Annotated in this window: 20 protein-coding genes; 11 read left to right on the top strand and 9 right to left on the bottom strand. The window is 38.3% G+C overall.

Going from position 1 to position 22,492, the window contains the following annotated elements; genetic code table 11:
- Positions 1 to 3 precede the first annotated feature (3 nt).
- Positions 4 to 1,218, bottom strand: a complete 1,215-nt coding sequence (locus EPI11_RS11295; RefSeq protein WP_128390076.1) for an aminotransferase class V-fold PLP-dependent enzyme — start codon at positions 1,216 to 1,218, stop codon at positions 4 to 6.
- Positions 1,219 to 1,381: 163 nt separating this feature from the next.
- On the opposite strand from EPI11_RS11295, the gene EPI11_RS11290 reads away from it, so the two are divergent.
- Positions 1,382 to 1,816 (top strand): hypothetical protein, encoded by a 435-nt coding sequence (locus EPI11_RS11290; RefSeq protein ID WP_128390075.1) that lies wholly within the window; start codon positions 1,382 to 1,384, stop codon positions 1,814 to 1,816.
- A gap of 65 nt (positions 1,817 to 1,881) precedes the next feature.
- Here the strand turns inward: EPI11_RS11290 and EPI11_RS11285 are convergent, their stop codons facing one another.
- Together EPI11_RS11285 and EPI11_RS11280 are read right to left on the bottom strand one after the other, a co-directional pair.
- Positions 1,882 to 2,922, bottom strand: coding sequence for an NAD(P)-dependent alcohol dehydrogenase (locus EPI11_RS11285; protein ID WP_128390074.1), 1,041 nt, complete (start codon positions 2,920 to 2,922; stop codon positions 1,882 to 1,884).
- Positions 2,923 to 2,948: 26 nt separating this feature from the next.
- Positions 2,949 to 3,647, bottom strand: a complete 699-nt coding sequence (locus EPI11_RS11280) for an SDR family oxidoreductase (protein ID WP_128390073.1) — start codon at positions 3,645 to 3,647, stop codon at positions 2,949 to 2,951.
- A gap of 274 nt (positions 3,648 to 3,921) precedes the next feature.
- On the opposite strand from EPI11_RS11280, the gene EPI11_RS11275 reads away from it, so the two are divergent.
- The 4 genes from EPI11_RS11275 to EPI11_RS11260 are packed head-to-tail and all read left to right on the top strand — an operon-like array spanning position 3,922 to position 7,669.
- Positions 3,922 to 4,812: a heme/hemin ABC transporter substrate-binding protein gene (locus EPI11_RS11275; RefSeq protein WP_128390072.1), complete on the top strand. Its 891-nt coding sequence runs from the start codon at positions 3,922 to 3,924 to the stop codon at positions 4,810 to 4,812.
- On the top strand, positions 4,802 to 5,836 hold the full coding sequence (locus EPI11_RS11270) for a FecCD family ABC transporter permease (RefSeq protein ID WP_128390071.1): 1,035 nt from the start codon (positions 4,802 to 4,804) through the stop codon (positions 5,834 to 5,836). The genes EPI11_RS11275 and EPI11_RS11270 overlap by 11 nt, the downstream gene beginning before the upstream one ends.
- Positions 5,837 to 5,842: 6 nt before the next feature.
- Complete coding sequence (locus EPI11_RS11265; RefSeq protein WP_128390070.1) at positions 5,843 to 6,619, top strand: heme ABC transporter ATP-binding protein; 777 nt, start codon at positions 5,843 to 5,845, stop codon at positions 6,617 to 6,619.
- A 12-nt stretch (positions 6,620 to 6,631) separates the two neighbouring features.
- Complete coding sequence (locus EPI11_RS11260) at positions 6,632 to 7,669, top strand: hemin-degrading factor (protein ID WP_128390069.1); 1,038 nt, start codon at positions 6,632 to 6,634, stop codon at positions 7,667 to 7,669.
- Positions 7,670 to 7,942: 273 nt separating this feature from the next.
- On the opposite strand, the gene EPI11_RS11255 is transcribed toward EPI11_RS11260, so the two are convergent.
- From EPI11_RS11255 to EPI11_RS11230, 6 genes are all read right to left on the bottom strand, one after another.
- On the bottom strand, positions 7,943 to 9,019 hold the full coding sequence (locus EPI11_RS11255) for an HmuY family protein (protein ID WP_128390068.1): 1,077 nt from the start codon (positions 9,017 to 9,019) through the stop codon (positions 7,943 to 7,945).
- 4 nt (positions 9,020 to 9,023) lie between these two features.
- On the bottom strand, positions 9,024 to 11,189 hold the full coding sequence (locus EPI11_RS11250) for a TonB-dependent receptor plug domain-containing protein (protein ID WP_128390067.1): 2,166 nt from the start codon (positions 11,187 to 11,189) through the stop codon (positions 9,024 to 9,026).
- A 139-nt stretch (positions 11,190 to 11,328) separates the two neighbouring features.
- On the bottom strand, positions 11,329 to 12,645 hold the full coding sequence (gene sufD, locus EPI11_RS11245; RefSeq protein ID WP_128390090.1) for a Fe-S cluster assembly protein SufD: 1,317 nt from the start codon (positions 12,643 to 12,645) through the stop codon (positions 11,329 to 11,331).
- Positions 12,646 to 12,649: 4 nt separating this feature from the next.
- Positions 12,650 to 13,396 carry a Fe-S cluster assembly ATPase SufC gene (gene sufC / locus EPI11_RS11240; protein ID WP_128390066.1) on the bottom strand — a complete coding sequence of 249 codons (747 nt, stop codon included), beginning with the start codon at positions 13,394 to 13,396 and terminating at the stop codon, positions 12,650 to 12,652.
- A gap of 142 nt (positions 13,397 to 13,538) precedes the next feature.
- A complete protein-coding gene (gene sufB, locus EPI11_RS11235; RefSeq protein WP_128390065.1) occupies positions 13,539 to 14,987 on the bottom strand; it encodes a Fe-S cluster assembly protein SufB in 1,449 nt (482 codons plus the stop codon).
- A gap of 122 nt (positions 14,988 to 15,109) precedes the next feature.
- Positions 15,110 to 15,439, bottom strand: coding sequence for a HesB/IscA family protein (locus EPI11_RS11230; protein WP_128390064.1), 330 nt, complete (start codon positions 15,437 to 15,439; stop codon positions 15,110 to 15,112).
- Positions 15,440 to 15,597: 158 nt separating this feature from the next.
- Between EPI11_RS11230 and EPI11_RS11225 the strand changes: the two genes are divergently transcribed.
- The 6 genes from EPI11_RS11225 to EPI11_RS11200 all read left to right on the top strand — a co-directional run bounded on the left by EPI11_RS11225 (position 15,598) and on the right by EPI11_RS11200 (position 22,492).
- Positions 15,598 to 16,455 (top strand): MBL fold metallo-hydrolase, encoded by an 858-nt coding sequence (locus tag EPI11_RS11225; protein WP_128390063.1) that lies wholly within the window; start codon positions 15,598 to 15,600, stop codon positions 16,453 to 16,455.
- Positions 16,456 to 16,943: 488 nt separating this feature from the next.
- Positions 16,944 to 18,551: a S8 family peptidase gene (locus EPI11_RS11220; RefSeq protein WP_128390062.1), complete on the top strand. Its 1,608-nt coding sequence runs from the start codon at positions 16,944 to 16,946 to the stop codon at positions 18,549 to 18,551.
- 63 nt (positions 18,552 to 18,614) lie between these two features.
- The gene (locus EPI11_RS11215; protein ID WP_128390061.1) at positions 18,615 to 20,507 is read left to right on the top strand and encodes a M1 family metallopeptidase; all 1,893 of its coding nucleotides are present in this window, start codon (positions 18,615 to 18,617) and stop codon (positions 20,505 to 20,507) included.
- Positions 20,508 to 20,802: 295 nt separating this feature from the next.
- Entirely contained in the window at positions 20,803 to 21,045 is a 243-nt protein-coding gene (locus EPI11_RS11210) for a hypothetical protein (protein ID WP_128390060.1), read from the top strand.
- A 162-nt stretch (positions 21,046 to 21,207) separates the two neighbouring features.
- Positions 21,208 to 21,591, top strand: a complete 384-nt coding sequence (gene rnpA, locus EPI11_RS11205; RefSeq protein ID WP_128390059.1) for a ribonuclease P protein component — start codon at positions 21,208 to 21,210, stop codon at positions 21,589 to 21,591.
- A gap of 70 nt (positions 21,592 to 21,661) precedes the next feature.
- On the top strand, positions 21,662 to 22,492 hold the full coding sequence (locus EPI11_RS11200; RefSeq protein WP_128390058.1) for a DUF4349 domain-containing protein: 831 nt from the start codon (positions 21,662 to 21,664) through the stop codon (positions 22,490 to 22,492).

Raw genomic sequence — 22,492 nt, 5'->3', positions numbered from 1 at the left:
TTATTATCCCAGCATTCGTTGTGCTTTTAGCACAGCCAAAACCAGTGCATCGATTTCTTCTTTTGTATTGTAAAAAGCAAACGACGCTCTCACAGTACCCGGCACATTAAAAAAATTCATAACCGGCTGTGTACAATGGTGGCCTGTACGCACCGCTATACCCATCTTGTCAACAATCGCGCCAATATCATACGGATGTATTTCACCAACGTTAAACGATATTACCGATGTTTTCTTTGTGGCTGTGCCTATAAACCTGATGCCTTCTATTTCCTGAAGCTTTTCGTTACCATAACGCAGCAGTTCATTCTCATAAGCCATAATATTATCCAGCCCAATGCTATTAAGATAATCTATTGCCGTACCCAGAACGATACCACCTTCAATGTGCGGAGTACCGGCTTCAAATTTATGAGGCAGACCGGCATAGGTGGTTTTTTCGAAAGTAACTTCTTTTATCATTTCGCCACCACCCTGGTAAGGAGGTAGTTTTTCCAGCCATTCTTCCTTACCATATAATACCCCTGAACCCGTTGGTCCGCAGGTTTTATGTCCGGAAAAAGTATAAAAATCACAGTCCAGCGCCTGAACATCGATCTTTAAATGCGGAGCTGCCTGTGCTCCGTCTATAAGTACAGCAGCACCCACTTCGTGTGCTTTTTTAATAATATGCTCAATAGGGTTTATAGTACCCAATGAGTTTGAGATATGGTTTACCGCAACGATCTTAGTTTTTTCGGTAAGCAGTTTTTCAAATTCTTCAATGATAAGCTCGCCCTTTTCATTCATTGGGATAACTGTGAGCTTAGCACCTGTACGCTCGCACAACATCTGCCAAGGCACAATATTACTGTGGTGCTCCATTGCAGAGACCATAACCTCATCGCCTGCCTTTACAAATGCTGCAAAACCATGAGCCACTAAGTTAATACCGTGGGTAGTACCGGCAGTAAACAATACTTCGTAGTTGTGTTTGGCATTTAAATGCGTTTGTATTTTTTGCCTTGATTGTTCATAAGCATCTGTAGCCAGCTGGCTGAGTGTATGCACACCACGGTGAATATTTGCGTTTATAGTTCCATAATAATTACTAATAGCATCTATAACTACCTGTGGTTTTTGTGATGTTGCTGCGTTATCAAAATAAACGAGCGGTTTGCCGTTTACAGTTTGGGTAAGTATCGGAAAATCATTCCTGATTGCCTGTATATCTAACATTTGTGTATTTTCTGAGTTAATGCATGTGCTATACAACAGTATAACAAATTTAACTGCAAATTTACGGCATGTTTTTTTAAAAAAGCCGTTTTAGCTAATATTTAAGAAGCAGCGCTTTATGGTTGCATTATTTACATTTTTCAGACCGCCTAATTCATTAAATATGAAAAAATTATCACTTTTATTGCTGCTTATTTTATGCTCCTGCTCGTCTACCCGAAATAATGACAATGCTTATAAAGAAATATACCTGAGCGATTTTAAAATTAAGTACTTAGAAAAGTGCCTGATCCATGGTTATAAAGATACCGAAGCGATAAAAAAATTGATTGCAGATGACATGAATGGTTTTGCCGAACCTATACTTGGAAATGCCTATGATTTGGTTGATAGCCTTGCGTTACAGTCAGTAAGACAAATAGAACAGGATTCTACAGATCGCGAAGGAAAAGTTGCCGAAGGAGGTAATGGCAAAAAAGTATTAAAACACTGTTTGTGTTATTATGAAAGTAAATGGCTGGACTCTATAGCCAAAGCCAATTATAAAATTTATAAAAAGCAGGGTGACGATTTTTATAAGATGCTTCGAAAAAAATAAACAATTCAAAGCAACAAAAAAGTAGTGCCTTTTGCCGCTTTGAATTGCTTTAGGCCTGTTACTGTTTACAGCGTAGCCATATCTATAACAAATCTGTAACGCACATCGCCTTTCAGCATGCGTTCATAAGCGTTATGAATATCTTTTATGTCGATCAGTTCAATATCCGATACGATATTGTTCTCGGCACAAAAATCAAGCATTTCCTGAGTTTCAGGAAGTCCGCCGATACCCGATCCCGATACGCTTTTTCTTCCCATTAAAAGCGAGAATGCCGGGATCTCATATGGTTCAGACGGTGCTCCTACACAAATATGTGTTCCATTTGTTTTTAGCAGCGACAGGTATAAATTAATATCGTGTGGTGCAGATACCGTATCCAGGATAAAATCAAACGATCCTGCTACAGCCGCAACCTCATCTGGGTTTGATGTTACCACAAATTTATGTGCTCCAAGCGCTTTTGCAGCGGCTTCTTTAGATGGAGATGTACTCAAAACAGTTACCTCAGCTCCAAAAGCTACTCCAAATTTTACCCCCATGTGTCCTAAACCACCAAGACCTAAAACGGCCAGTTTATGTCCTTTGCCCACTTTCCAATGACGCAATGGCGAGTAAGTAGTAATTCCTGCACAAAGTAATGGTGCTACAGCGGCAAGCGATAATTTATTAGAGATATGAAGTGCAAAATCTTCGTGCACAACAATGTTATTTGAATATCCACCGTAAGTAGGCAGCCCGTCTTTACCCATTGAGTTATAGGTTTGCGTACTGTGGTTAAGGCAGTATTGCTCTAAACCGTCCTGGCAGTTATCACAGGTTCTGCATGAATCTACAAGGCAGCCTACTCCGGCAAGATCTCCTTCTTTAAATTTCTTAACGTGTGCACCAACTGCTGTAATTTTACCCACAATTTCATGACCGGGAACCATTGGGAAAATACCCGGAAACCAATCGTTTTTTATTTGATGAAGATCGGAATGGCAAACACCGCAATGGGTTATCTCGATCAAAACATCGTGCGGACCTACTTCCCTGCGTTCAAAATTCCAGGCAGCTAAATTTGTTTCGGCATCCTGTGCCGCATAACCTTTAGATTGGATCATAATTCTTATTTTTTGTTAGTTGTTTTTTATGGATTGGTTGCCCAAACAGAGGCATCGGTAATAAAGCCTACATCGTTCATAGATAACATCGACACAATTACATGAGCAATTTCTGCTGGCTTTAATTTATGATCTACATTGCTGTGTTCATAGCCTAGTTTAGTGCCAAATTCGGTAATCACCTCGCTTGGATTTACCTGCATTACCCTAATGTTGTTTTTTCTAAGTTCTGCCCTCCAGCATTCGGTAAGTCCTGACAGTGCAAATTTACTTGCCACATAAGCCGATCCATTGGCAAATCCTTTTTGCCCCGCAGTCGAAGATATATTGATTATGTTACCCGTATTTTGGCTGATGAAATATTTTGCTGCTGCTTTGCCCGCAAAAAAAGCACCTCTCACATTGGTTTCCCAAATTTTGGTAAAATCTTCAGTCGTGGTTTCTACAAGAGGTGCCATGTAGCCTATACCCGCATTATTGATTAAAGCATTAAGTCCGCCCAGTTTTTCTATTGCAAAAGCAAACAGCGCATTGATATCTTCTTCATTGGCAATATCGGCTTTAAAGCCCAAAACACCCAATTCTTTTGCAGCCTTACTAACTGCCATTTCATTTCTGCCGCAAATAACTACCTGTGCCCCTGCTTCTTTTAGCATTTTGGCTGTTTCATACCCTATCCCGCTGCTTCCACCCGTAATAAGTACTTTTGCATTTTTGATATCCATGAATGTTGTTGTTTATTTCTATTTTATTCACTGTCAAAGGTAACTTGTAAGCAATCAGCCGTATAGTACAATTCAAAGGGTTTATTGTGAAATTCGAACAATTTGAAGTACCACATAGTCCTCTCAATTTAAAATTTGACCCTTTTAGAGTTGAATTTTAAAAGCCCAAATACCTTTGAGCGTCCTAAATTTAACCATTTTTGGTTTTGCAGGTTGGGAATTATGGAGTAAGTTTGCGCTAATTTAGATTAATTAAAAACAATAGTTTTTTATAATGAAAAAAATCAATACAATACTAGTCGCTGCTTTTATGCTTGTAGCAGCTGTTTCTTGTAAAAAAGAAACCAAAACTACTGACGATTCTACGGTAAAAACCGATACTATCGCTAAAGTTGAAACCTACAAAATCGTGTCGCTTAACGGTGCCGTTACAGAAATTGTAAGCGCTCTTGGCCACGAAAAAGAAATTGTAGGTGTAGATGTTACCAGTACTTACCCTGAAAGTTTAAAAACTACAGCTAAAGACCTTGGTCATGTACGTTCTATTTCTATAGAAGCAATTATGGCATTAAAGCCAACACTTATTTTAGCAACAGATAAGGACATGAGTCCTGAATTATTGGAAAAACTAAAAAATTCTGGAGTTAAGACAGAAGTATTTGCACAGGAATTTACGGCAGACGGTTCTAAAAAACTTATTGACGATGTAGCTAAAGCGCTTAACAACGACGGAGCTAAAGCATTACAGGATAAAATTGATGCCGATCTTAAAAACGTAAAGCCTATTGCAGCTGCGCCAAAAGTATTGTTCATTTATGCACGTGGTGCTAACATGATGATGGTGGCGGGTACCAGTACACCTGTAGAAAGAATGATCGCTCTTGCTGGCGGTAAAAATGCTGTTACAGATTTTGAAGATTTTAAACCACTTACACCGGAAGCTCTTATAAAAGGAAACCCGGATGTTATTTTACTTTTTGATTCTGGAATAGGAAGCTTAGGTGGACCTCAAGGTGTACTTAAAATACCTGGAGTTGACAAAACAAACGCAGGTAAAAACAAAAAAGTTCTTGCCATGGATGGCGCATTACTTTCAGGATTTGGCCCTCGCGTTGGCGAAGGTGCTGTTAAACTGAACACCCTTTTATTAGAAAATGCAAAATAAACTACCGTTATACCTAATACTTAGCTTACTACTGCTGGCACTGCTGGCGGTAGTTTCGCTATATATGGGTGTATATATTTTTGAAAAACATTCGTTTACCGAGATCTTTTCCGGCCTTATTAATAACGACGGCAGCATTTCAGACAGTGACCGTTTTGTACTGATGGACCTTAGATTGCCGCGTATTGTCATGGCAATTCTTATTGGGAGTGCCCTATCAGTATCAGGTACCTGTTTGCAAGGTATGTTCCGTAACCCGCTTGCCACCCCCGATTTATTGGGAATTACAGCAGGCGCATCGCTTTTTGCAGCGGTAACTATAGTGCTTGGCGTTTATATTAAGCCTTATATACCTGAGGTTTTCCATTTTTCGCTGTTAAGCTTTATGGCTTTTATTGGTGCATTACTTACCATGCTGTTAGTTTACAGGATGTCTACTACAAACGGTAAGACTAATGTGGTGGTTATGCTCCTTACCGGAGTTGCCGTTACTGCTTTGGGCTTTGCTGTTATGGGACTGCTGATTTATATCTCTAAAGAAGAGCAGCTGCGTGATCTTACTTTTTGGAATCTGGGCAGCGTTAGTGGTGCTTCATGGACTAAAAACGGAATCCTTGCTGTAGTAATTACCGTGTGTTATTTTGTGCTTCTGCCAAAAGGAAAAGCTTTAAATGCCATGATGTTAGGTGAAAAAGATGCCGAACATTTAGGCATACCGGTAGAGCGCATTAAAAAACAAATAGTTATCTTAACCGCCTTAATGATAGGGACTTGTGTAGCGTTTGCAGGTACAATTAGTTTTGTAGGTCTTATAGTGCCTTACATACTTCGCCTGATATTCCGTTCCAATTACCATATCATTTTACCGTTATCGGCTGTTTTTGGCAGTATATTACTGCTTACTGCCGATACTATAAGCAGGACCATGGCACCGCCGTCTGAAATTCCGATAGGGATATTAACGGCCTTTATGGGAGCGCCTATTTTTATAATCATTCTGATAAGAAGCAGGAAAACAATGTAGAAGACCATGTTAGAAGCTCAAAACATATCGTATGCCCATCGCAAATTTTCCATTTTGGAAAATATCGATGTTACTGTAAACAACGGAGAATTATTGGTTATCGTGGGTCCAAACGGAGCAGGAAAATCAACCCTGCTTAGCATGCTGGCTAACGAACTTACCAATAAAGAAGACCTTATCTTTTTCAAGAAAAAGACCTTTCACGACTGGGACTGTAAAGAACTGGCACACAGTAAGGCCAAATTTTCGCAAAACAACAGCCATGACATACCCTTAACAGTAAACGATGTGGCTATGATGGGGCGTTATCCTTACTTTAACTCTGTTCCTCAAAAACAGGATGAAGAAGCAGTTATAAAAGCCCTTGAAGAGACAGATATGGCTTCGATGAGGCAAAGGGACTACAACTCGCTTTCGGGCGGAGAAAAACAACGGGTGCATCTTGCCAGGGTGCTTGCACAGCTGGACAACAATGTGGCACAAAAATTGGTGTTTCTGGACGAGCCGTTAAATAATCTTGACGTGCTGCACCAGCACCGTATATTGCAAACCATTAAAAACTTTACCCAAAAAGGGAATACAGCTGTTATGGTATTGCATGACCTTAATTTAGCAGCACAATTTGCCGACAGGGTAATGCTGCTTAAAAAAGGTAAAATCGTGGCACATGATGTGCCCGGTACTGTATTTACAAAAGAAATAATAAGCAGGGTGTATAATTTTCCATGCACTATCTGTACTAATCCGGTCAATCAAAATCCGTTAATAATTTTTGGAACTTAATTTTATAGCATTATGAGTACAATGACAAATTCTCTAAAATCACAATGGGAAGCACTTAAAGCTGATAACCCGCACTTAAGAATAAGAAATGCAGCAGAACAGCTTGGCGTTAGCGAAGCAGAATTAGTAGCACTAAGCACAGGAGATACAGTAACACGCCTTCGCCCGGAATTTGCGGCGATACTTACTGAAGTTCAAAAACTTGGTAAAGTAATGGGTCTTACACGTAATGACGAGTGCGTTCATGAACGTAAAGGTGTTTACCTTAACCCAGACTTCAGCTCTCCTTTTGCAGGTCTTTTTGTAGGTGAAGATATCGATATGCGTATTTTTATCTCTCATTGGGATAAAGCATTTGCAGTAGCAGAAAAATCAGAGCACGGTGATAGAAAAAGCCTTCAGTTCTTTGGAAAAGACGGTATTGCTATCCACAAAATATACTTAACTAAAGACAGTGACGAAGCTGCATTTGATGCACTTGTTGCTCAATTTAAATCAGACAATCAGGGTACAGAAGAAACTACAGTAGAAGTACCGCTTATCCTTGATGAGAAACCGGATGCTGATATCGATGTTAAAGCTTTCCAGGAAGCTTGGGAAGGTTTAAAAGACACACACGCGTTCTTTGGTATGCTTAAGAAATTTGGTGTTACAAGAACACAGGCACTTCGCCTTGCGCCAAACGAAAAGTTTGCTAAAAAAGTAGAAAAAGAAGCAATTGTTAAAATGCTTGAAGGCGCAGCAGAAACTAAACTTCCTATTATGTGCTTTGTAGGTAACAGAGGTAACATACAGATACACACAGGTACTGTGCGCAAAACAATGTGGCACAACCAGTGGTATAACGTTATGGATCCTGACTTTAACCTACACCTTGATACAGACAAGATCGCTCAGACATGGATTGTTCGCAAACCAACAGAAGATGGCGATGTAACAGCAATTGAAGTATTCAATGAAATGGGCGAGATCATCGTTCAGTTCTTTGGAAAAAGAAAACCGGGAGTTCCTGAATTACAAGGATGGAGAGACCTGGTTGCTACATTATAATCCATTTTTTAGTTATATAGTTCAAAGAAGCCGCTTTCGTAACGAGAGCGGCTTTTTTAGTTTCATGCTTTAATCTCTTTTACTAACATTCTTTTGACTTACCTCTATTCAGCAAAATAAAGCGATTCTACGCGTTATTTTATACTGAACGCCCGTTTCCTGATTCATCTGCAAAAAAAGTCTTAGCTGTTTTATTTTTAAATATTAGACATAAAAAAATCCCGGCAGGATAACACAAACCTGCCGGGATTTTTTCATTAAAACTATATCTTTTTATTTCAGTAATTCATACTGGAAAATAGGGAATCCTCTTTCTCCTTCTTTACTAAGCATTGAAATAAATTTAACTTTATACATATTTCCTTCAGCATCTTTAAGAACAAAGAAAACATTATCAAAAACCACTCTTGTTAATACATCTCTCCAATGTGGACCAATAGCTCTCTGATCATCGCTAAATGTATAATTACCCGAGGTTACACTTGCAAGATTAAAGGCATCAAATGCAGCTTTATTCCCATCTACTTTAAATGCAGTAACACCCGCTTTATTATTAATAACTACAAAATCTGAAAAGAAATAAGCACCGGCAGACACACCTGTATTATCAAATACTTCATTTGTAAATGTGGTAAAGTTCATATCCCATTTAGCTTTAACAGGCTCAGACTTTACAGTTGTACCTTTAGCAAAACTAAAGAACACATGGTTGTATACAGCATCTTTAGCTATAGAAACTTCTGTTGCAGTCGCCGAATTAAGATCAGCATATTTCATTTTATAGCCTGCCGCGTCCTGCCATACTTTTACTTTTTTCCATCCTCTGTCTTCACCTGCTACATTAGTAGACCCTAAAGCAGGAGCTTCAGTAGGTACAGATTTACCTAAGTTGATAAGAAAAACTTTTGCAGCAGCTTCGCTTGCTGCTATAGTACCAAAAGCTGTTCCGTCAAGTGCACCTGTAGGATTGTCTATAAAAGCTAGGTTAGAAACCTGGAACGTTCCTACTGCTACTGTTGCATCTATTTCCTGAGGAAGGCTTATATCTGTAGTAGCAAGCTGTTTTGTTGCCATCATTAAAGACCCATTTATAACAACTCTAAATTGATCTCCAGAATAAAAACCTAAATCCCAAGCATCTCTTGCTGCCGGAGCAGCTGTTTCGCCACTAAGGTCTACATATACCTGATTACCTTCTGTTGCACCGCCTAGATCAAGTGGTTTTTCCGGAGTTCCAAATATAGAACCTGAAGAAGGCCCTGTTACTATTGGATCTATATGACTATTATCTTCGCTGCTACAAGCAGTTAATGTTAAGAATGCAAATGATAAAACAACTAATTTTTTCATTTTATTATAAATTAAGATTATACGTGAGTTTTAAGAAATAAGACCGCCCATAGCCCATAAGCATATTTGTGGTACCTGCAGAGTGAGCTCCACCTCCGGACGCTACACTAGACCTGATATTGATCACATCCAGAATATTTCGTGCACCAATGGTAGCGTCGAGCCTTTTGTTAAAGAAGGATTTTTTTGCAGAAGCATCAAGCAGTCCAAAAGATTCTATTTCCTGTAGTATGTATTTAGGGTCGTTTAATGATCCGTCTTCAACAAATTGCTGCTGTCTGCCATTAAATTTGTAATAAGCAGAGAAAACAGTATTCCATTGCGGAACCGAGTAAGCGATGTTTGTATTGAACTGGAAATTATATAGGAATTTATCGTCTGAAACAATAACGCCGCTGTTTAACTGCCTTGATATTCCCATAAAAGAAACTCCTGCTTTTACCTGAAGGTTTTTATAGGTAAGCTGATGTGTAGATGAAACATCCCACATTTGATATTTATTTATATTTATATACTTGTATTGTAACGATGGTACTACTGCAACAACAGCCTGCTCAATACGATCGGCTACATTTAAATAGCTTGCTGAAATAGTATTGCTTAACTGAAGGCCAGAATCAAAGAACGTTTGTTTTTTAGCACTTAGTTCAAAAGAATGAGCACTTTCAGGCGTTAGGTTTGCATTACCCTGAAGGTTATGATTAGAATCTACAAAGTAAGTATATAGCTCATCATAAGTAGGTGTACGGTAAGATCTTCCATAAGAAGCTCTTGCTTCATATCCGTTATTAAATAACTGCCTTAATCCCAATGAAGCAGCCCATTGGTCTTCAAATTTAGACTGGAATGAATATCTAAATCCGGGACGGATTGAGAATCTGTCAGTAACACTCATCTCTAATGCTGTAAAGACATCATAGTTCTCTAATCTTTTCTTAAGGCTGACACCTTCTTGATTACCACCATTAAAATTACCTGAAAGCGATGAACTATAACCATTTGTATTTACAAATTCATACCCTACCTGCAGGTCCATTTTTTTATTGTCAAAAAAATTACTTAGTGTACCGGTAGAATACAATACCTCCGTTTCCTGATAGGTGTATTTTTTATTCTGCGCTTCTTCTCCTGTCTGAATATAATATTTAAAATCTTCAGCATCTCTTTTTTGTTTTTGATGCGAAAGCGAAACATTATAATTAAAATTAAAAACTTTACCAACAGCATTTAAATGGTGATAAAATTTATTAGTATCATAACGCCTGTCGTTAGATACCCTGTAGGTATCAAGGCCAACTAATTCGTTTTTAACAATGGGATTGAAAAAGTCCAGTGCCTCATTAAAATAATCGAATTTATAAAATATACGCAGGTTATTCTTTTGATAACGCACTAAAGCATTTGTAAAATATTGTTCTTTAGGTATCCAGCTGTACCCTCGCTGATGCTCCAGATCAATTCCTTCATAGGCTGTAAAATCACGGCCACCTCTTTCGTCTGTAAAACCTGTAAAGTCATTCCTGTTTGCTCCTACTGATACAAACCAATTGTCATTAATAGTATGTCCTAATCTAAGTGCCTGTATATGACGCCCTTTATCTTTTAACAGTGCATACTCATCACCAATAGATTCTTCCTGTACGGTAGCGCTAATTTCCCACTTATGCTTTGCCGATTTTTTTGTGATGATATTAATGATACCCCCTACTGCATTAGCACCGTGTGTTACTCCCATAGCGCCTTCAATAATTTCTATCTGCTCAACATCGTCAAGATTTATCTGTGTAAGGTCTACGTTGTTTCCTAAGCCTGTATCACTAACCAAGGGTACATTATCTACCAATACCTTTAAATAATTACTGTCAAGGCCAAACATACTCACTGTAGAGCGTCCGGCAGAACTATTTGGCGATACTGTAATGTTTAAATATTGATTTAACACATCAGCCAGATTGTTCCCCGCCTGGCGCTGTATGTCCTGTGCTGATATTACACGAACATTAAACACCGATTTTTTTATGGATTGTGGCTCTATCTGTCCGGTTACTACCACTTCTTCAAGTTGGTTGACCTTAGATGTCTTAGTAGTATCGGTAACCGTTTGCTGTGCAACGGATGAAAATCCGATGAGAGAAAATATAGATATAAAGGCTTTTGTGTACTGCTGCATTACTAACTTAAGTTAGATTAATTCTAAATTGCAAAGCTAAGTCTCCCGTTTTAGATATGCAAATTATTCTTATCAATTCTAAATAAAACAAAAAGCAGCATATAAAATGCTGCTTTTTAATACTATAGATGTTAATTTTTTACAGATCGAAGCCCATATTTACACCAAGCTTTGTAGCGATAATCTTAGTGATACGGCTTTTAAGTTCAGGTATCTTTATACTCTCTATTACCTCATTACTAAAAGCATACATTAATAATGCCTTAGCTTCTTTTTGAGGGATACCTCTTGACTGCATATAGAACATCGCGCTTTCGTCAAGCTGACCTATTGTACAACCGTGAGAACATTTAACATCATCAGCAAAAATCTCTAACTGCGGTTTCGCATTTATAGTCGCTTTTTCGCTCAATAAGATGTTGTTGTTTTGCTGGAAAGCATCTGTTTTCTGTGCTTCTCTTTCCACGTATATTTTTCCGTTAAAAACTCCTGTAGAGTTTCCGTCAAAAATACCTTTATAATTTTGGTGGCTTTCACAGTTTGGCTCTGCATGTTGCACTAATGTATAGTGGTCTACTAATTGCTTGTCTCCAATGATCGTAATTCCTTTAAGGATGCTTTCTATACGTTCGCCCTGGTGATAAAAATTAAGGTTGTTCCTTGTTATGTTACCTCCAAAAGAGAAAGTATGTACAGAAGCTACGCTATGCCCTTTCTGAGCGATATATGTATTATCTACTAGGTTTGCGCTCTGAACGTCGTTCTGGATCTTATAATAGTCTGCAATTGCTCTTTCCTGAACAAAAATCTCGGTAACCGAATTGGTTAATACAGGATTGCTGTTAAGGCTTTGGTGTCTCTCTATGATTTGTACCTGTGCATTTTCACCTACAATAATAAGGTTACGCGGCTGCACCATAAGTGCTGCCTCTGTACCCGTAGAAAGATACATGATCTCAATAGGCTTATCGGCAATCTTATTTTTAGGTATATTGATATAAGCACCTTCGCTTGCAAAAGCAGTGTTTAGAGATGTAAGACTATCATCAATATTAGCGATCTTATTAAAGTAAGTCTCGATAACCTCTTTGTACTTTGGCTTAGTTAATGCAGACGACATTAAGCATACATCCAGTCCGTCGTGTGTTGTAGACGAAAGGAATGAGCTAAAAACCCCATCTATAAAAACTACCTTATACGTATCAATTTCATGAATAAAGTACTTTTTTACCTCAACATGACTAATTACGTTTTCCTGTTTTGGGAACACGCTAAAGTCATTCTTTAATACTGCATTAAGCGATGTGTACTTCCAGGCTTCTTCCTTTTTTGTTGGAAAACCTTTTATTTCAAAATTCTTTATTGCTTCGGTACGAACATTGTGTAAATCTGAATCTACATCTACATTCGCTTCAAAAGCCATAAAAGAAGATAATAATTTTTCTTTCAGCTCCATCATCTTAGTTCTCAGATTTAATCCAGTCGTAACCTTTTTCTTCAAGTTCGTAAGCAAGTTCTTTGCCTCCCGATTTTACAATTTTACCATTGTAAAGTACATGTACAAAATCTGGAACGATATAGTCAAGAAGTCTTTGGTAATGTGTAATTACTACAACCGCATTGTTTTCACTGCGCAGTTTATTTACACCGTTAGCAACAATTCTAAGTGCATCAATATCAAGACCAGAGTCGGTCTCATCAAGAATAGCCAGTTTTGGCTCAAGCATTGCCATCTGGAAAATCTCATTACGTTTTTTCTCACCACCCGAAAAACCTTCGTTTAATGAACGTGATAAAAACTTACGGTCGATTTCAAGAAGTTCTGACTTTTCACGGATTAGTTTCAGCATTTCATTAGCCGGCATTTCTGCCTCGCCTTTAGCCTTACGTGTTTCGTTAATCGCTGTTTTCATGAAGTTTGTTACAGACACACCCGGAATTTCTACCGGATACTGAAAGGAAAGGAAAATACCTTTATGTGCTCTTTCTTCGGGAGCCATTTCACCAATATCCTCTCCTTCAAGAAAGATCTGGCCATCAGTCACTTCATACTCTTCTTTACCGGCAATTACCGATGAAAGTGTACTTTTACCAGAACCGTTAGGCCCCATGATAGCATGTACTTCACCAGCTTTAACCTCAAGGTTTATACCTCTTAAAATCTCTTTATCTTCAACACGTGCGTGTAAATTCTTTATTGATAACATTTCTTTTATTAAAAGTTTCAGGTTTCAGGTTTCAGGTTCTTACGCAAAACCTACTGGAACCCTATTTATAAATCATTGTTTGTATAACGTATTAAGGTAAAACTTTCAAAAAACCTGAAACTTTAAACCTTAAACTAACTAATTATCCCACTGATCCTTCAAGAGAGATTTCAAGAAGTTTTTGCGCTTCAACGGCAAATTCCATTGGTAACTTATTAAGTACCTCTTTACTAAAGCCGTTTACTATTAATGCAATAGCTTTCTCTGTAGGTATACCTCGCTGGTTACAGTAAAACACCTGGTCTTCTCCAATTTTACTTGTAGTTGCCTCATGTTCTATTTTAGCCGATGTGTTCTTCGATTCAATGTACGGGAAGGTATGCGCTCCACAGTTGTTACCCATTAACAGGGAATCACACTGTGAAAAATTCCTTGCATTATCTGCTCTTGGTCCTATCTGTACCAGTCCGCGGTAACTGTTTTGCGATTTACCTGCCGATATACCTTTAGAAATAATAGTACTCTTAGTATTTTTGCCTAAGTGTACCATTTTTGTACCGGTATCTGCCTGTTGGAAATTATTTGTTACTGCGATAGAATAAAATTCTCCTACCGAATTATCTCCTTTAAGGATACAGCTTGGGTATTTCCAGGTTACAGCACTTCCTGTTTCTACCTGTGTCCAAGAGATTTTTGCGTTTTTCTCACAAATTCCTCTTTTGGTCACAAAATTAAACACGCCACCTTTTCCTTCTTTATTACCGGGAAACCAGTTTTGTACTGTAGAGTATTTAATTTCGGCATCATCCATCGCAATAAGCTCTACCACTGCAGCGTGCAATTGGTTCTCATCGCGTGATGGTGCAGTACAGCCTTCAAGGTAGCTCACATAACTGCCTTCATCGGCAATTACCAGTGTACGCTCAAACTGTCCTGTTCCTGCCTGATTAATCCTAAAGTAAGTAGACAGCTCCATTGGGCAGCGTACTCCTTTAGGGATATAGCAAAACGACCCGTCTGAAAATACAGCCGAGTTAAGCGCAGCATAAAAGTTGTCTTTTTGCGGCACTACAGTTCCTAAATATTTTTTTACTAATTCCGGATGTTCTTTGATCGCTTCAGAAATTGGGCAAAAAATAATGCCTTTTTCTGCCAGTGTCTTTTTAAATGTTGTAGCTACAGAAACCGAATCTACAACGATATCCATAGCAACATTATTCATCATCTTTTGCTCATCGACAGAGATGCCAAGCTTTTTATACATCGCCAATAGCTCCGGATCTACATCGTCCAGTGTTTTATTAGGATCAATTTGCTTGGGTGCAGAATAATATGATATTGCCTGGAAATCAGGTTTTGTATAATGTACGTTAGCCCATTCCGGCTCGGTCATTAAAATCCATGCACGGTAAGCCTCAAGGCGCCAGTCAGTCATCCATTCGGGCTCTTCTTTTTTCTTAGAAAGTGCACGAATAACATCTTCGTTAAGCCCAATGGGGAATGTTTCAGATTCAATATCGGTATAAAAACCATACTCGTACTCTTTGTTTTCGAGTTCGATTTTTAATTCCTCTTCAGTATACTTACTCATTTTACTTTATTTAAATATTCAGGATTTAATAATTTAAAGATTGCTTTAAACCTTAAATCCAAAATATTTTCTTTACTCTTTAAACCTTTTTAATGCTCCAATCTAAAAGTTTTTAAACTCTTTTAAAGTGAAAAACTCTCTCCGCAACCACATGTACGGTTTGCATTAGGATTATTAAATACAAAGCCTTTACCGTTAAGCCCGCCCGAATATTCCAGGATAGTACCTGCTAAATACAGGAAGCTTTTTTTATCTACGGCAATCTTTATATCGTTATCTTCAAATACTTTATCATTTTCGCCCAGGGCTTTGTCAAATTTCAAATCGTATGACAAACCTGAACAACCGCCGCTTTTTACCCCTACTCTCACATAGTCTGTAGAAGGGTTAAAACCCTCATCTTCCATAAGAAGAGCGACTCTCTTTTTTGCTGTTTCAGATACTTTTATCATAATACAATAACTTATAATTAATCTAAATTGATTGCAAAGATACCACATTTTTACATAATGCAATAATAGGTGCCTTTTTTCTCTATATGATGTTATAAGCAAACCTTATGCCCGTTTTTATTGTAAAATCCTTAATTTGACTTCCTAAAATTACAGTAATGAAATTATACCCTATAGAGAGTGGCAATTTTAAGCTCGATGGCGGCGCCATGTTTGGCGTTGTGCCAAAAACAATATGGCATAAAACCAACCCTGCAGATAATAACAATCTGATAGATATTGCAGCACGATGCCTGTTAATAGAAGATGGCAACAAACTTATCCTTGTAGATACAGGAATGGGAAACAAGCAAAACGATAAGTTTTTTGGGTACTACTCCCTTTGGGGCGATCATAGCATTGACAAATCGTTAGCTAAACATGGTTTTAACCGCGATGATATTACCGATGTGTTTATGACACACCTTCATTTTGACCATTGCGGCGGCAGCATACAATGGAACAAAGACCGTACAGGCTATGAACCTGCGTTTAAAAATGCCAGCTACTGGACAAACAAAAATCATTGGGAATGGGCTACTAAACCCAATGCCCGTGAAAAAGCATCTTTTCTTACCGAAAACATACTGCCAATGCAGGAAAGCGGCCAGTTAAAATTTATTGACAGGCCAGATGCCGGTTTCATCGAGCAATCTGAGCTTGGGTTTGGGATCTTTTTTGCCGACGGACATACCGAAAAACAAATGATACCTCATTTAAACTATAATGGAAAGACCATTGTTTTCATGGCCGATTTGCTTCCTACTGTCGGGCATATTCCGTTACCGTATGTTATGGGCTATGATACCCGACCGCTGCTTACCATAGATGAAAAAGCAAAATTCATGAACACCGCAGCAGACAACGGCTATTACCTATTCCTGGAACACGATGCCCACAACGAGATCATTACAGTGGAACATACCGAAAAAGGGGTGCGTTTAAAAGAAAATTTTACCTGTAACGATATTTTTTAAACCTAATAAAAACAATAAACCCGCATGATTACTGGTCTTTAAGCCGGAATTTATCGACGAACGGAAGATTTTATCTGTTAAAAGTAAAATAAACTGTAACAAAACCATCTAAAGGGAGTCTATTAAGTCTGAACCCCCGTTTTATTTTTATCAAAAAACGGAATTAGATGACTTAGGACTCCCCGCAAAGTAACATTTGAATAGATTGAGTTAGTATACAATCCCTTCAGCAAAATGATATGCTGCGGGTTCCTTTTTTTATCGATTCTTCCTTAGTGTATTATATTCTATCCTAAATAATCAGGATAAATATACTTCCTCGCTTTTATACCAATACCCAGCAAAAACACATGGAGCATAAGCTAAAAACAAGTTAGCATTGAGAAACTTTAAGAAGTTTGCTTGTACTAATTTAATGTTAATAGCTACTTTTGTGTAACATTATCATAATAATTTAGACCAATTTCTAAAATAGTAAATCCATTCGTATGAAATTCAGATCAATTTATCTGTCGGTAGCCTTGGCATTAGCTCTTGCAAGCTGCGGTACAGCAAAAATCACGGCAGAACCAATTGCCATAAAAACACCTATAGTTGCTAAGAAAGCAGCACTTACAGAATCACAAGAGAAACGCTGGAGCCATCTTGACATTGTTAAAGACTCGATTCCGGGAATGAGCGTAGACAGAGCTTATGAACTTCTTAAAGGAAAAAAAGGAACGAAAGTAATTGTTGGAGTTGTAGACTCCGGAGTTGATATTGCACACCCGGATCTTAAACCTGTAGTATGGGTAAATACTAAAGAAATTGCCGGAAACGGTATTGATGACGATAAAAACGGTTTTATAGACGACGTTAACGGATGGAATTTCCTTGGTAACGCTGAGCATGAAAACCTGGAACTTGTTCGTGTCCTTAAAAAAGGAGATGACGGATCTGAAACATACAAAAGAGCTAAGGCTGAGTATGATAAAGAAATAAAAGAAGCGCAGGCTGGTAAACAGCAAATGGACTTTATAATGAAAGCCGATCAAAAGATCAGAGCTGAACTTAAAAAAGAAAATTATACTGTAGAAGATCTTAAAGGTCTTAAATCGGCAGATCAATTGGTTAATGCGGTTAAACCTCAGCTAATTCAGATCTTGTCTACAATGGACAAAGCAGAATTTGACAAAGAGATCAAAGAAGGTAAAGACCATTATGACAACCAGATTGAGTACAACTTAAACCTGAAATTTGACGGTCGTAAAATTGTAGGTGACAATCCAAATGATATTAATGACAAGAAATACGGTAACAACAATGTAACAGGTCCTGTTGCAGACGGTGCTAAACACGGTACTCACGTTGCAGGTATTATTGCTCAGACAAGAAACAATAACCTTGGTGGAGACGGCGTTGCAAGCAACAATGTAGAGATCATGGCTGTACGCGCTGTGCCGGATGGTGATGAGTATGATAAAGATATCGCTCTTGGAATTCGTTATGCTGTAGACAATGGAGCTAAGGTAATTAACGGAAGTTTTGGTAAATATTTTTCAACGCACAGCGACTGGGTATATGACGCTATTAAATATGCGGCAGATAAAGATGTTCTTATTGTGTGTGCAGCAGGTAACGAAGGCATGGACCTTAACGAAGGTGGCGGCATAAAAGAGCGTTACCCTAACGATAACAGATTAAGCCAAAAGGAAATTGCAGACAACTTCCTTACTGTAGGTGCTATAAGCTACAATTATGGCCCTGGCCTTTTAGCAGATTTCTCTAACTACGGTAAGACCGATGTTGACGTGTTTGCTCCTGGTGTAAGAATCTATGCTACAACTCCGGAGAATACTTATGAATTCTTACAAGGAACGTCTATGGCTTCACCAAACGTTGCAGGTGTAGCAGCACTTATCCGTGCTTACTACCCTAAACTAACAGCTTCTCAGGTAAAACATATTATCATGGATTCTGGCATTCCTGTTAGCATTGATGTTAACCTTGGTGGAGATCCTGATGATAAAAGATCATTTAGTGAATTATCAAGAACAGGTAAAATTGTAAATGCTTACAACGCTATTATCCTTGCTGATAAAATGTCAAGAAAATAAGACACTATAAATTTTTCACTAATGGAAGGGCGCAATCCCTTCCATTTTTTTTATTTTTAACCCATGAAAAAATTACTATTACTTGCAGTATTAACGGTTTCAGGCCTTTATGCTCAAAATAATCCCAACCCGGGTTACTGGCAGCAGCATGTAGATTACAAAATGGAACTTTCCATGGATGTAAAAACATACCGCTATGCAGGAAAACAGGAACTGGTATATACCAACAATTCTAAAGACACTTTAGACCGTGTTTTTTATCATTTGTACAACAATGCTTTCCAGCCGGGCAGCGAGATGGATGCACGACTAAAAGCCATTGCAGATCCTGACAAAAGAATGGTAAAAAGCTTTAAGACCGGTACAAAAACCGTTACCGAAAGCCGTATCAGTACCCTTAAACCGGATGAGATAGGCTACCTGAAAATTACCAACCTGAAACAGGACGGTGCCGTTGCTGCAAATAAAGTAGCCGGAACTATACTTGAAGTAAATCTTGCTAAACCTTTATTACCTGGAAAATCGACTGTACTAACGCTTGATTTTGAAGGTCAGGTGCCATTGCAAATTCGCCGAAGCGGAAGAAATTCTGATGAAGGTGTAGCATTGTCAATGACACAGTGGTATCCTAAAATGGCCGAATATGATTTTGAAGGCTGGCATGCAGATCCATACATTGCCCGTGAATTTCATGGGGTATGGGGTAACTTTGATGTAAAGATCACTATCGATAAGGATTACACCATTGGCGGAAGCGGTTATTTACAAAACAAGAACGAGATAGGTAAAGGATACCAGGACAAAGGTGTAGAAGTTACTTATCCTAAAAAAGCTAAAACCCTTACATGGCATTTTGTAGCACCAAACGTGCACGATTTTGCCTGGGGTGCCGATAAAGAATATATTCACGACATGATACTGGGTGAAAACAATGTAGAACTTCACTTTTTCTACAAAAACAACCCTAAGTACCTGGAGAACTGGAAAAAGATGCAGCCAAAAACGGCCGAGCTTCTTGCTTTCTTTAACAAACATGTAGGCCCATACCCATACAAGCAATATTCAGTGGTTCAGGGCGGAGATGGCGGTATGGAGTATGCCATGTGTACCCTAATTACCGGAAACCGCAGCTACGGCAGCCTGGTGGGCGTTACAGCCCATGAGTTTGCCCACTCTTGGTTCCAGCATGTACTGGCAAGTAATGAATCGAAACACGAATGGATGGATGAAGGGTTTACATCTTACATTTCAGATCTTGCTATGCGCACAGTACTGCCTCCAAAAGATCCGAAAGAACTGGAATCAAGTCCGTTTGCCGACGCTTATTCAAACTACTACTACATGGTATCGACTGGAAGAGAGCAGCCACAAACTACACACCCGGATCGTTTTGAAGAAAACATGATCTATGGTATCACAGCTTACAGCAAAGGAGAAATTTTCCTGGCACAGCTGGGCTATATAATTGGTCAGGACAAACTGAATGAAACTATAAAGCGCTATTATGCTGATTATAAGTTTACCCACCCTACACCAAACGACGTTAAGCGTACTGCCGAAAAAATAACAGGAGCTCACCTTGACTGGTACCTACAGGACTGGACACAAACTACCAATACTATTGATTATAGCTTAAAACTTAGCGAAGAGGGCAATAACACAAAAGTAACCCTGCAAAGAATTGGACGTATGCCAATGCCTATAGACATTATAGCAGTATATGAAGATGGCTCACAGGAAAGTTTTTATGTACCATTACAAATGATGCGTTACATAAAAGACAATCCGTTCCCTAACTTAAAAAGAACGATTCTTGGCAACTGGGACTGGTCGTATCCAACATTTGAATTTACTATTAACAGACCTTTAAAAACGGTTAAGGTAATGATGATCGATCCTAGCGAAACAATGGCCGATGTGAATAAAGAAAACAACGTTTACACGCCTAAGCCGTAATTACAGCATATAAATTTTAAAAGCAGCACTTAGGTGCTGCTTTTTTTATGCACTAAATACAGATATCTCGTTTATAACACAAAAATTCCACAATAATTTCCTCAAAATTCTACACATTCCCCAGATTGATAAGGTTCAGGCATAGAGATCGTAAGTATTACAGATAAAACTATAAGCATCTGAAAAACAATTAATTAAATTAAATATTAAATAGAATTTTATGTCACGATAGTATAGCGGCATTAATCTTGTCTTATGTACTGGTATAAAAACGTAATTAAAAAAATTATCCGATATGAAAAATTTAATTTTAAGTGCAGTGATGCTTACAGGAGTTGTAGCAATGGCACAAGAACAACCAAAACAAGCTGAAAAAAAACCAACACCAGTTACAGCGCCTGCTGCACCAGTTGCAAAAGAGGCTCCGGCTCAAACAGCTAAACCACAACCAGCTGCTGAACCAGTAAAAAAAGAAGCCGTTGTAAAAGAGAAGAAAGTTGAAACTAAAAAGGCTGAACCAGCTAAAAAATCTAACTAATTTTTTAGTGCCTATATATAATTAAGAGCAGATTGTTTTACTGGATTTGCTTTTAGAACCCCTCTGACGGAAACAGTCAGAGGGGTTTTTTGTTATGCTGCCTTTAAAATTTGACCAACATCAGATGGCATAATTTTAAATTCTAAATACTACCTTTGCCACATGGAAAACAGGCCTCTTACCTACCCCAAAAATGAAAAGCTTAAAAGCCGAACCACGATAGACCGTATGTTTACCGAAGGAAAAACGGTTTCTAAATATCCGCTGCGCCTGGTGTATATTCCTCTGGAAAATATTGAAGATGTGCCTCTTAAAATGGGGGTTTCTGTTTCTAAAAAACATTTAAAAAAAGCCCACGACCGTAATTACTTTAAGCGTGTATTACGCGAAACCTATCGTCACCACAAACACATTATTATAAACAGGCTGGATAAACCGTATGCGTTTATGTTTTTTTATCAAACAAAAGACCGACTTTCTTTTGAAGAGATAAACACAAAAACCATTCAGCTTTTTGAAAAGTTTGCCGCACAGGAAGAACTCTAAACCATTACTTTTTAGCAACTTGTACTAAGCAGGATGTTTTTTGCGTTGTAGGGTAAATCACCTGCCAACTATGAAAAGAACAATCTCTGCTGTAATGCTGCTGTTAGCACTAACAGCCTGCAACAAGACCACCCCTGTTGAACAATTTACCGTATCAGAAGCCGTTGCTGTTGATGAATCGCCTGTGACAGCACCCATAGAGAATAGTGGTAAATCGGCTCAAGATGCCATGCCTGAAACAGATTATACGTCACAAAAGATCATTAAAAATGCCAGTATCCGATTTGAGACTGAAGATCTTTTGGTAACTGCTGATGCTGTAAAAAATGCTGTAAAAAAATATAAGGCACAAATACAATCTGATGCCGAAGGAAATAGCGATTATACACTAACAAGAAGTATGATTGTAAGGATTCCGTCACAGCATTTTGAATCTTTTATTGCAGAAATCAGTAAAGGCGTAAAATATTTTGATGCCAAAGAAATCTCGTCTGAAGATGTTACAGAACAGTATGTAGATACAGAAGCAAGATTAAAAGCCAAAAAAGTATTGGAAGCCCGTTATCTGGAACTTATTGGAAAAGCCAAAAAAGTATCGGAAATACTGGAGATCGAAAAAGAGCTATCGGCCATTCGTGAAGAAATCGAGGCAAAAGAAGGTCAGCTTCGGTACATGAAAAACCGTGTGGCTTTAAGTACCATAAACCTTGAATTTTATAAGAAAACCGCCGAACTGCCAGACGCTACAGTATCGTACGGTTCTAAAATATGGAACGCTGTAAAATCCGGATTTAACAGTATTTCAAGTTTCTTTATTGATTTACTGTACTTTTGGCCTTTTATCCTTATTTTCGTAATTGCATTTTACATCGTCAGGAAAAAATTAAAGAAAAAGAAATAG

The organism is Flavobacterium cerinum, from assembly GCF_004028155.1.
GTDB lineage: Bacteria > Bacteroidota > Bacteroidia > Flavobacteriales > Flavobacteriaceae > Flavobacterium > Flavobacterium cerinum.
This window is presented reverse-complemented; position numbering and strand designations above follow the sequence as displayed.

What these genes read in the sequence shown, in the direction of transcription:
- EPI11_RS11295 (WP_128390076.1), bottom strand. Translation starts at nt 1,218, where the DNA reads ATGTTAGATATACAGGCAATCAGGAATGATTTTCCGATACTTACCCAA.
- EPI11_RS11290 (WP_128390075.1), top strand. Translation starts at nt 1,382, where the DNA reads ATGAAAAAATTATCACTTTTATTGCTGCTTATTTTATGCTCCTGCTCG.
- EPI11_RS11285 (WP_128390074.1), bottom strand. Translation starts at nt 2,922, where the DNA reads ATGATCCAATCTAAAGGTTATGCGGCACAGGATGCCGAAACAAATTTA.
- EPI11_RS11280 (WP_128390073.1), bottom strand. Translation starts at nt 3,647, where the DNA reads ATGGATATCAAAAATGCAAAAGTACTTATTACGGGTGGAAGCAGCGGG.
- EPI11_RS11275 (WP_128390072.1), top strand. Translation starts at nt 3,922, where the DNA reads ATGAAAAAAATCAATACAATACTAGTCGCTGCTTTTATGCTTGTAGCA.
- EPI11_RS11270 (WP_128390071.1), top strand. Translation starts at nt 4,802, where the DNA reads ATGCAAAATAAACTACCGTTATACCTAATACTTAGCTTACTACTGCTG.
- EPI11_RS11265 (WP_128390070.1), top strand. Translation starts at nt 5,843, where the DNA reads ATGTTAGAAGCTCAAAACATATCGTATGCCCATCGCAAATTTTCCATT.
- EPI11_RS11260 (WP_128390069.1), top strand. Translation starts at nt 6,632, where the DNA reads ATGAGTACAATGACAAATTCTCTAAAATCACAATGGGAAGCACTTAAA.
- EPI11_RS11255 (WP_128390068.1), bottom strand. Translation starts at nt 9,019, where the DNA reads ATGAAAAAATTAGTTGTTTTATCATTTGCATTCTTAACATTAACTGCT.
- EPI11_RS11250 (WP_128390067.1), bottom strand. Translation starts at nt 11,189, where the DNA reads ATGCAGCAGTACACAAAAGCCTTTATATCTATATTTTCTCTCATCGGA.
- sufD (WP_128390090.1), bottom strand. Translation starts at nt 12,645, where the DNA reads ATGGAGCTGAAAGAAAAATTATTATCTTCTTTTATGGCTTTTGAAGCG.
- sufC (WP_128390066.1), bottom strand. Translation starts at nt 13,396, where the DNA reads ATGTTATCAATAAAGAATTTACACGCACGTGTTGAAGATAAAGAGATT.
- sufB (WP_128390065.1), bottom strand. Translation starts at nt 14,987, where the DNA reads ATGAGTAAGTATACTGAAGAGGAATTAAAAATCGAACTCGAAAACAAA.
- EPI11_RS11230 (WP_128390064.1), bottom strand. Translation starts at nt 15,439, where the DNA reads ATGATAAAAGTATCTGAAACAGCAAAAAAGAGAGTCGCTCTTCTTATG.
- EPI11_RS11225 (WP_128390063.1), top strand. Translation starts at nt 15,598, where the DNA reads ATGAAATTATACCCTATAGAGAGTGGCAATTTTAAGCTCGATGGCGGC.
- EPI11_RS11220 (WP_128390062.1), top strand. Translation starts at nt 16,944, where the DNA reads ATGAAATTCAGATCAATTTATCTGTCGGTAGCCTTGGCATTAGCTCTT.
- EPI11_RS11215 (WP_128390061.1), top strand. Translation starts at nt 18,615, where the DNA reads ATGAAAAAATTACTATTACTTGCAGTATTAACGGTTTCAGGCCTTTAT.
- EPI11_RS11210 (WP_128390060.1), top strand. Translation starts at nt 20,803, where the DNA reads ATGAAAAATTTAATTTTAAGTGCAGTGATGCTTACAGGAGTTGTAGCA.
- rnpA (WP_128390059.1), top strand. Translation starts at nt 21,208, where the DNA reads ATGGAAAACAGGCCTCTTACCTACCCCAAAAATGAAAAGCTTAAAAGC.
- EPI11_RS11200 (WP_128390058.1), top strand. Translation starts at nt 21,662, where the DNA reads ATGAAAAGAACAATCTCTGCTGTAATGCTGCTGTTAGCACTAACAGCC.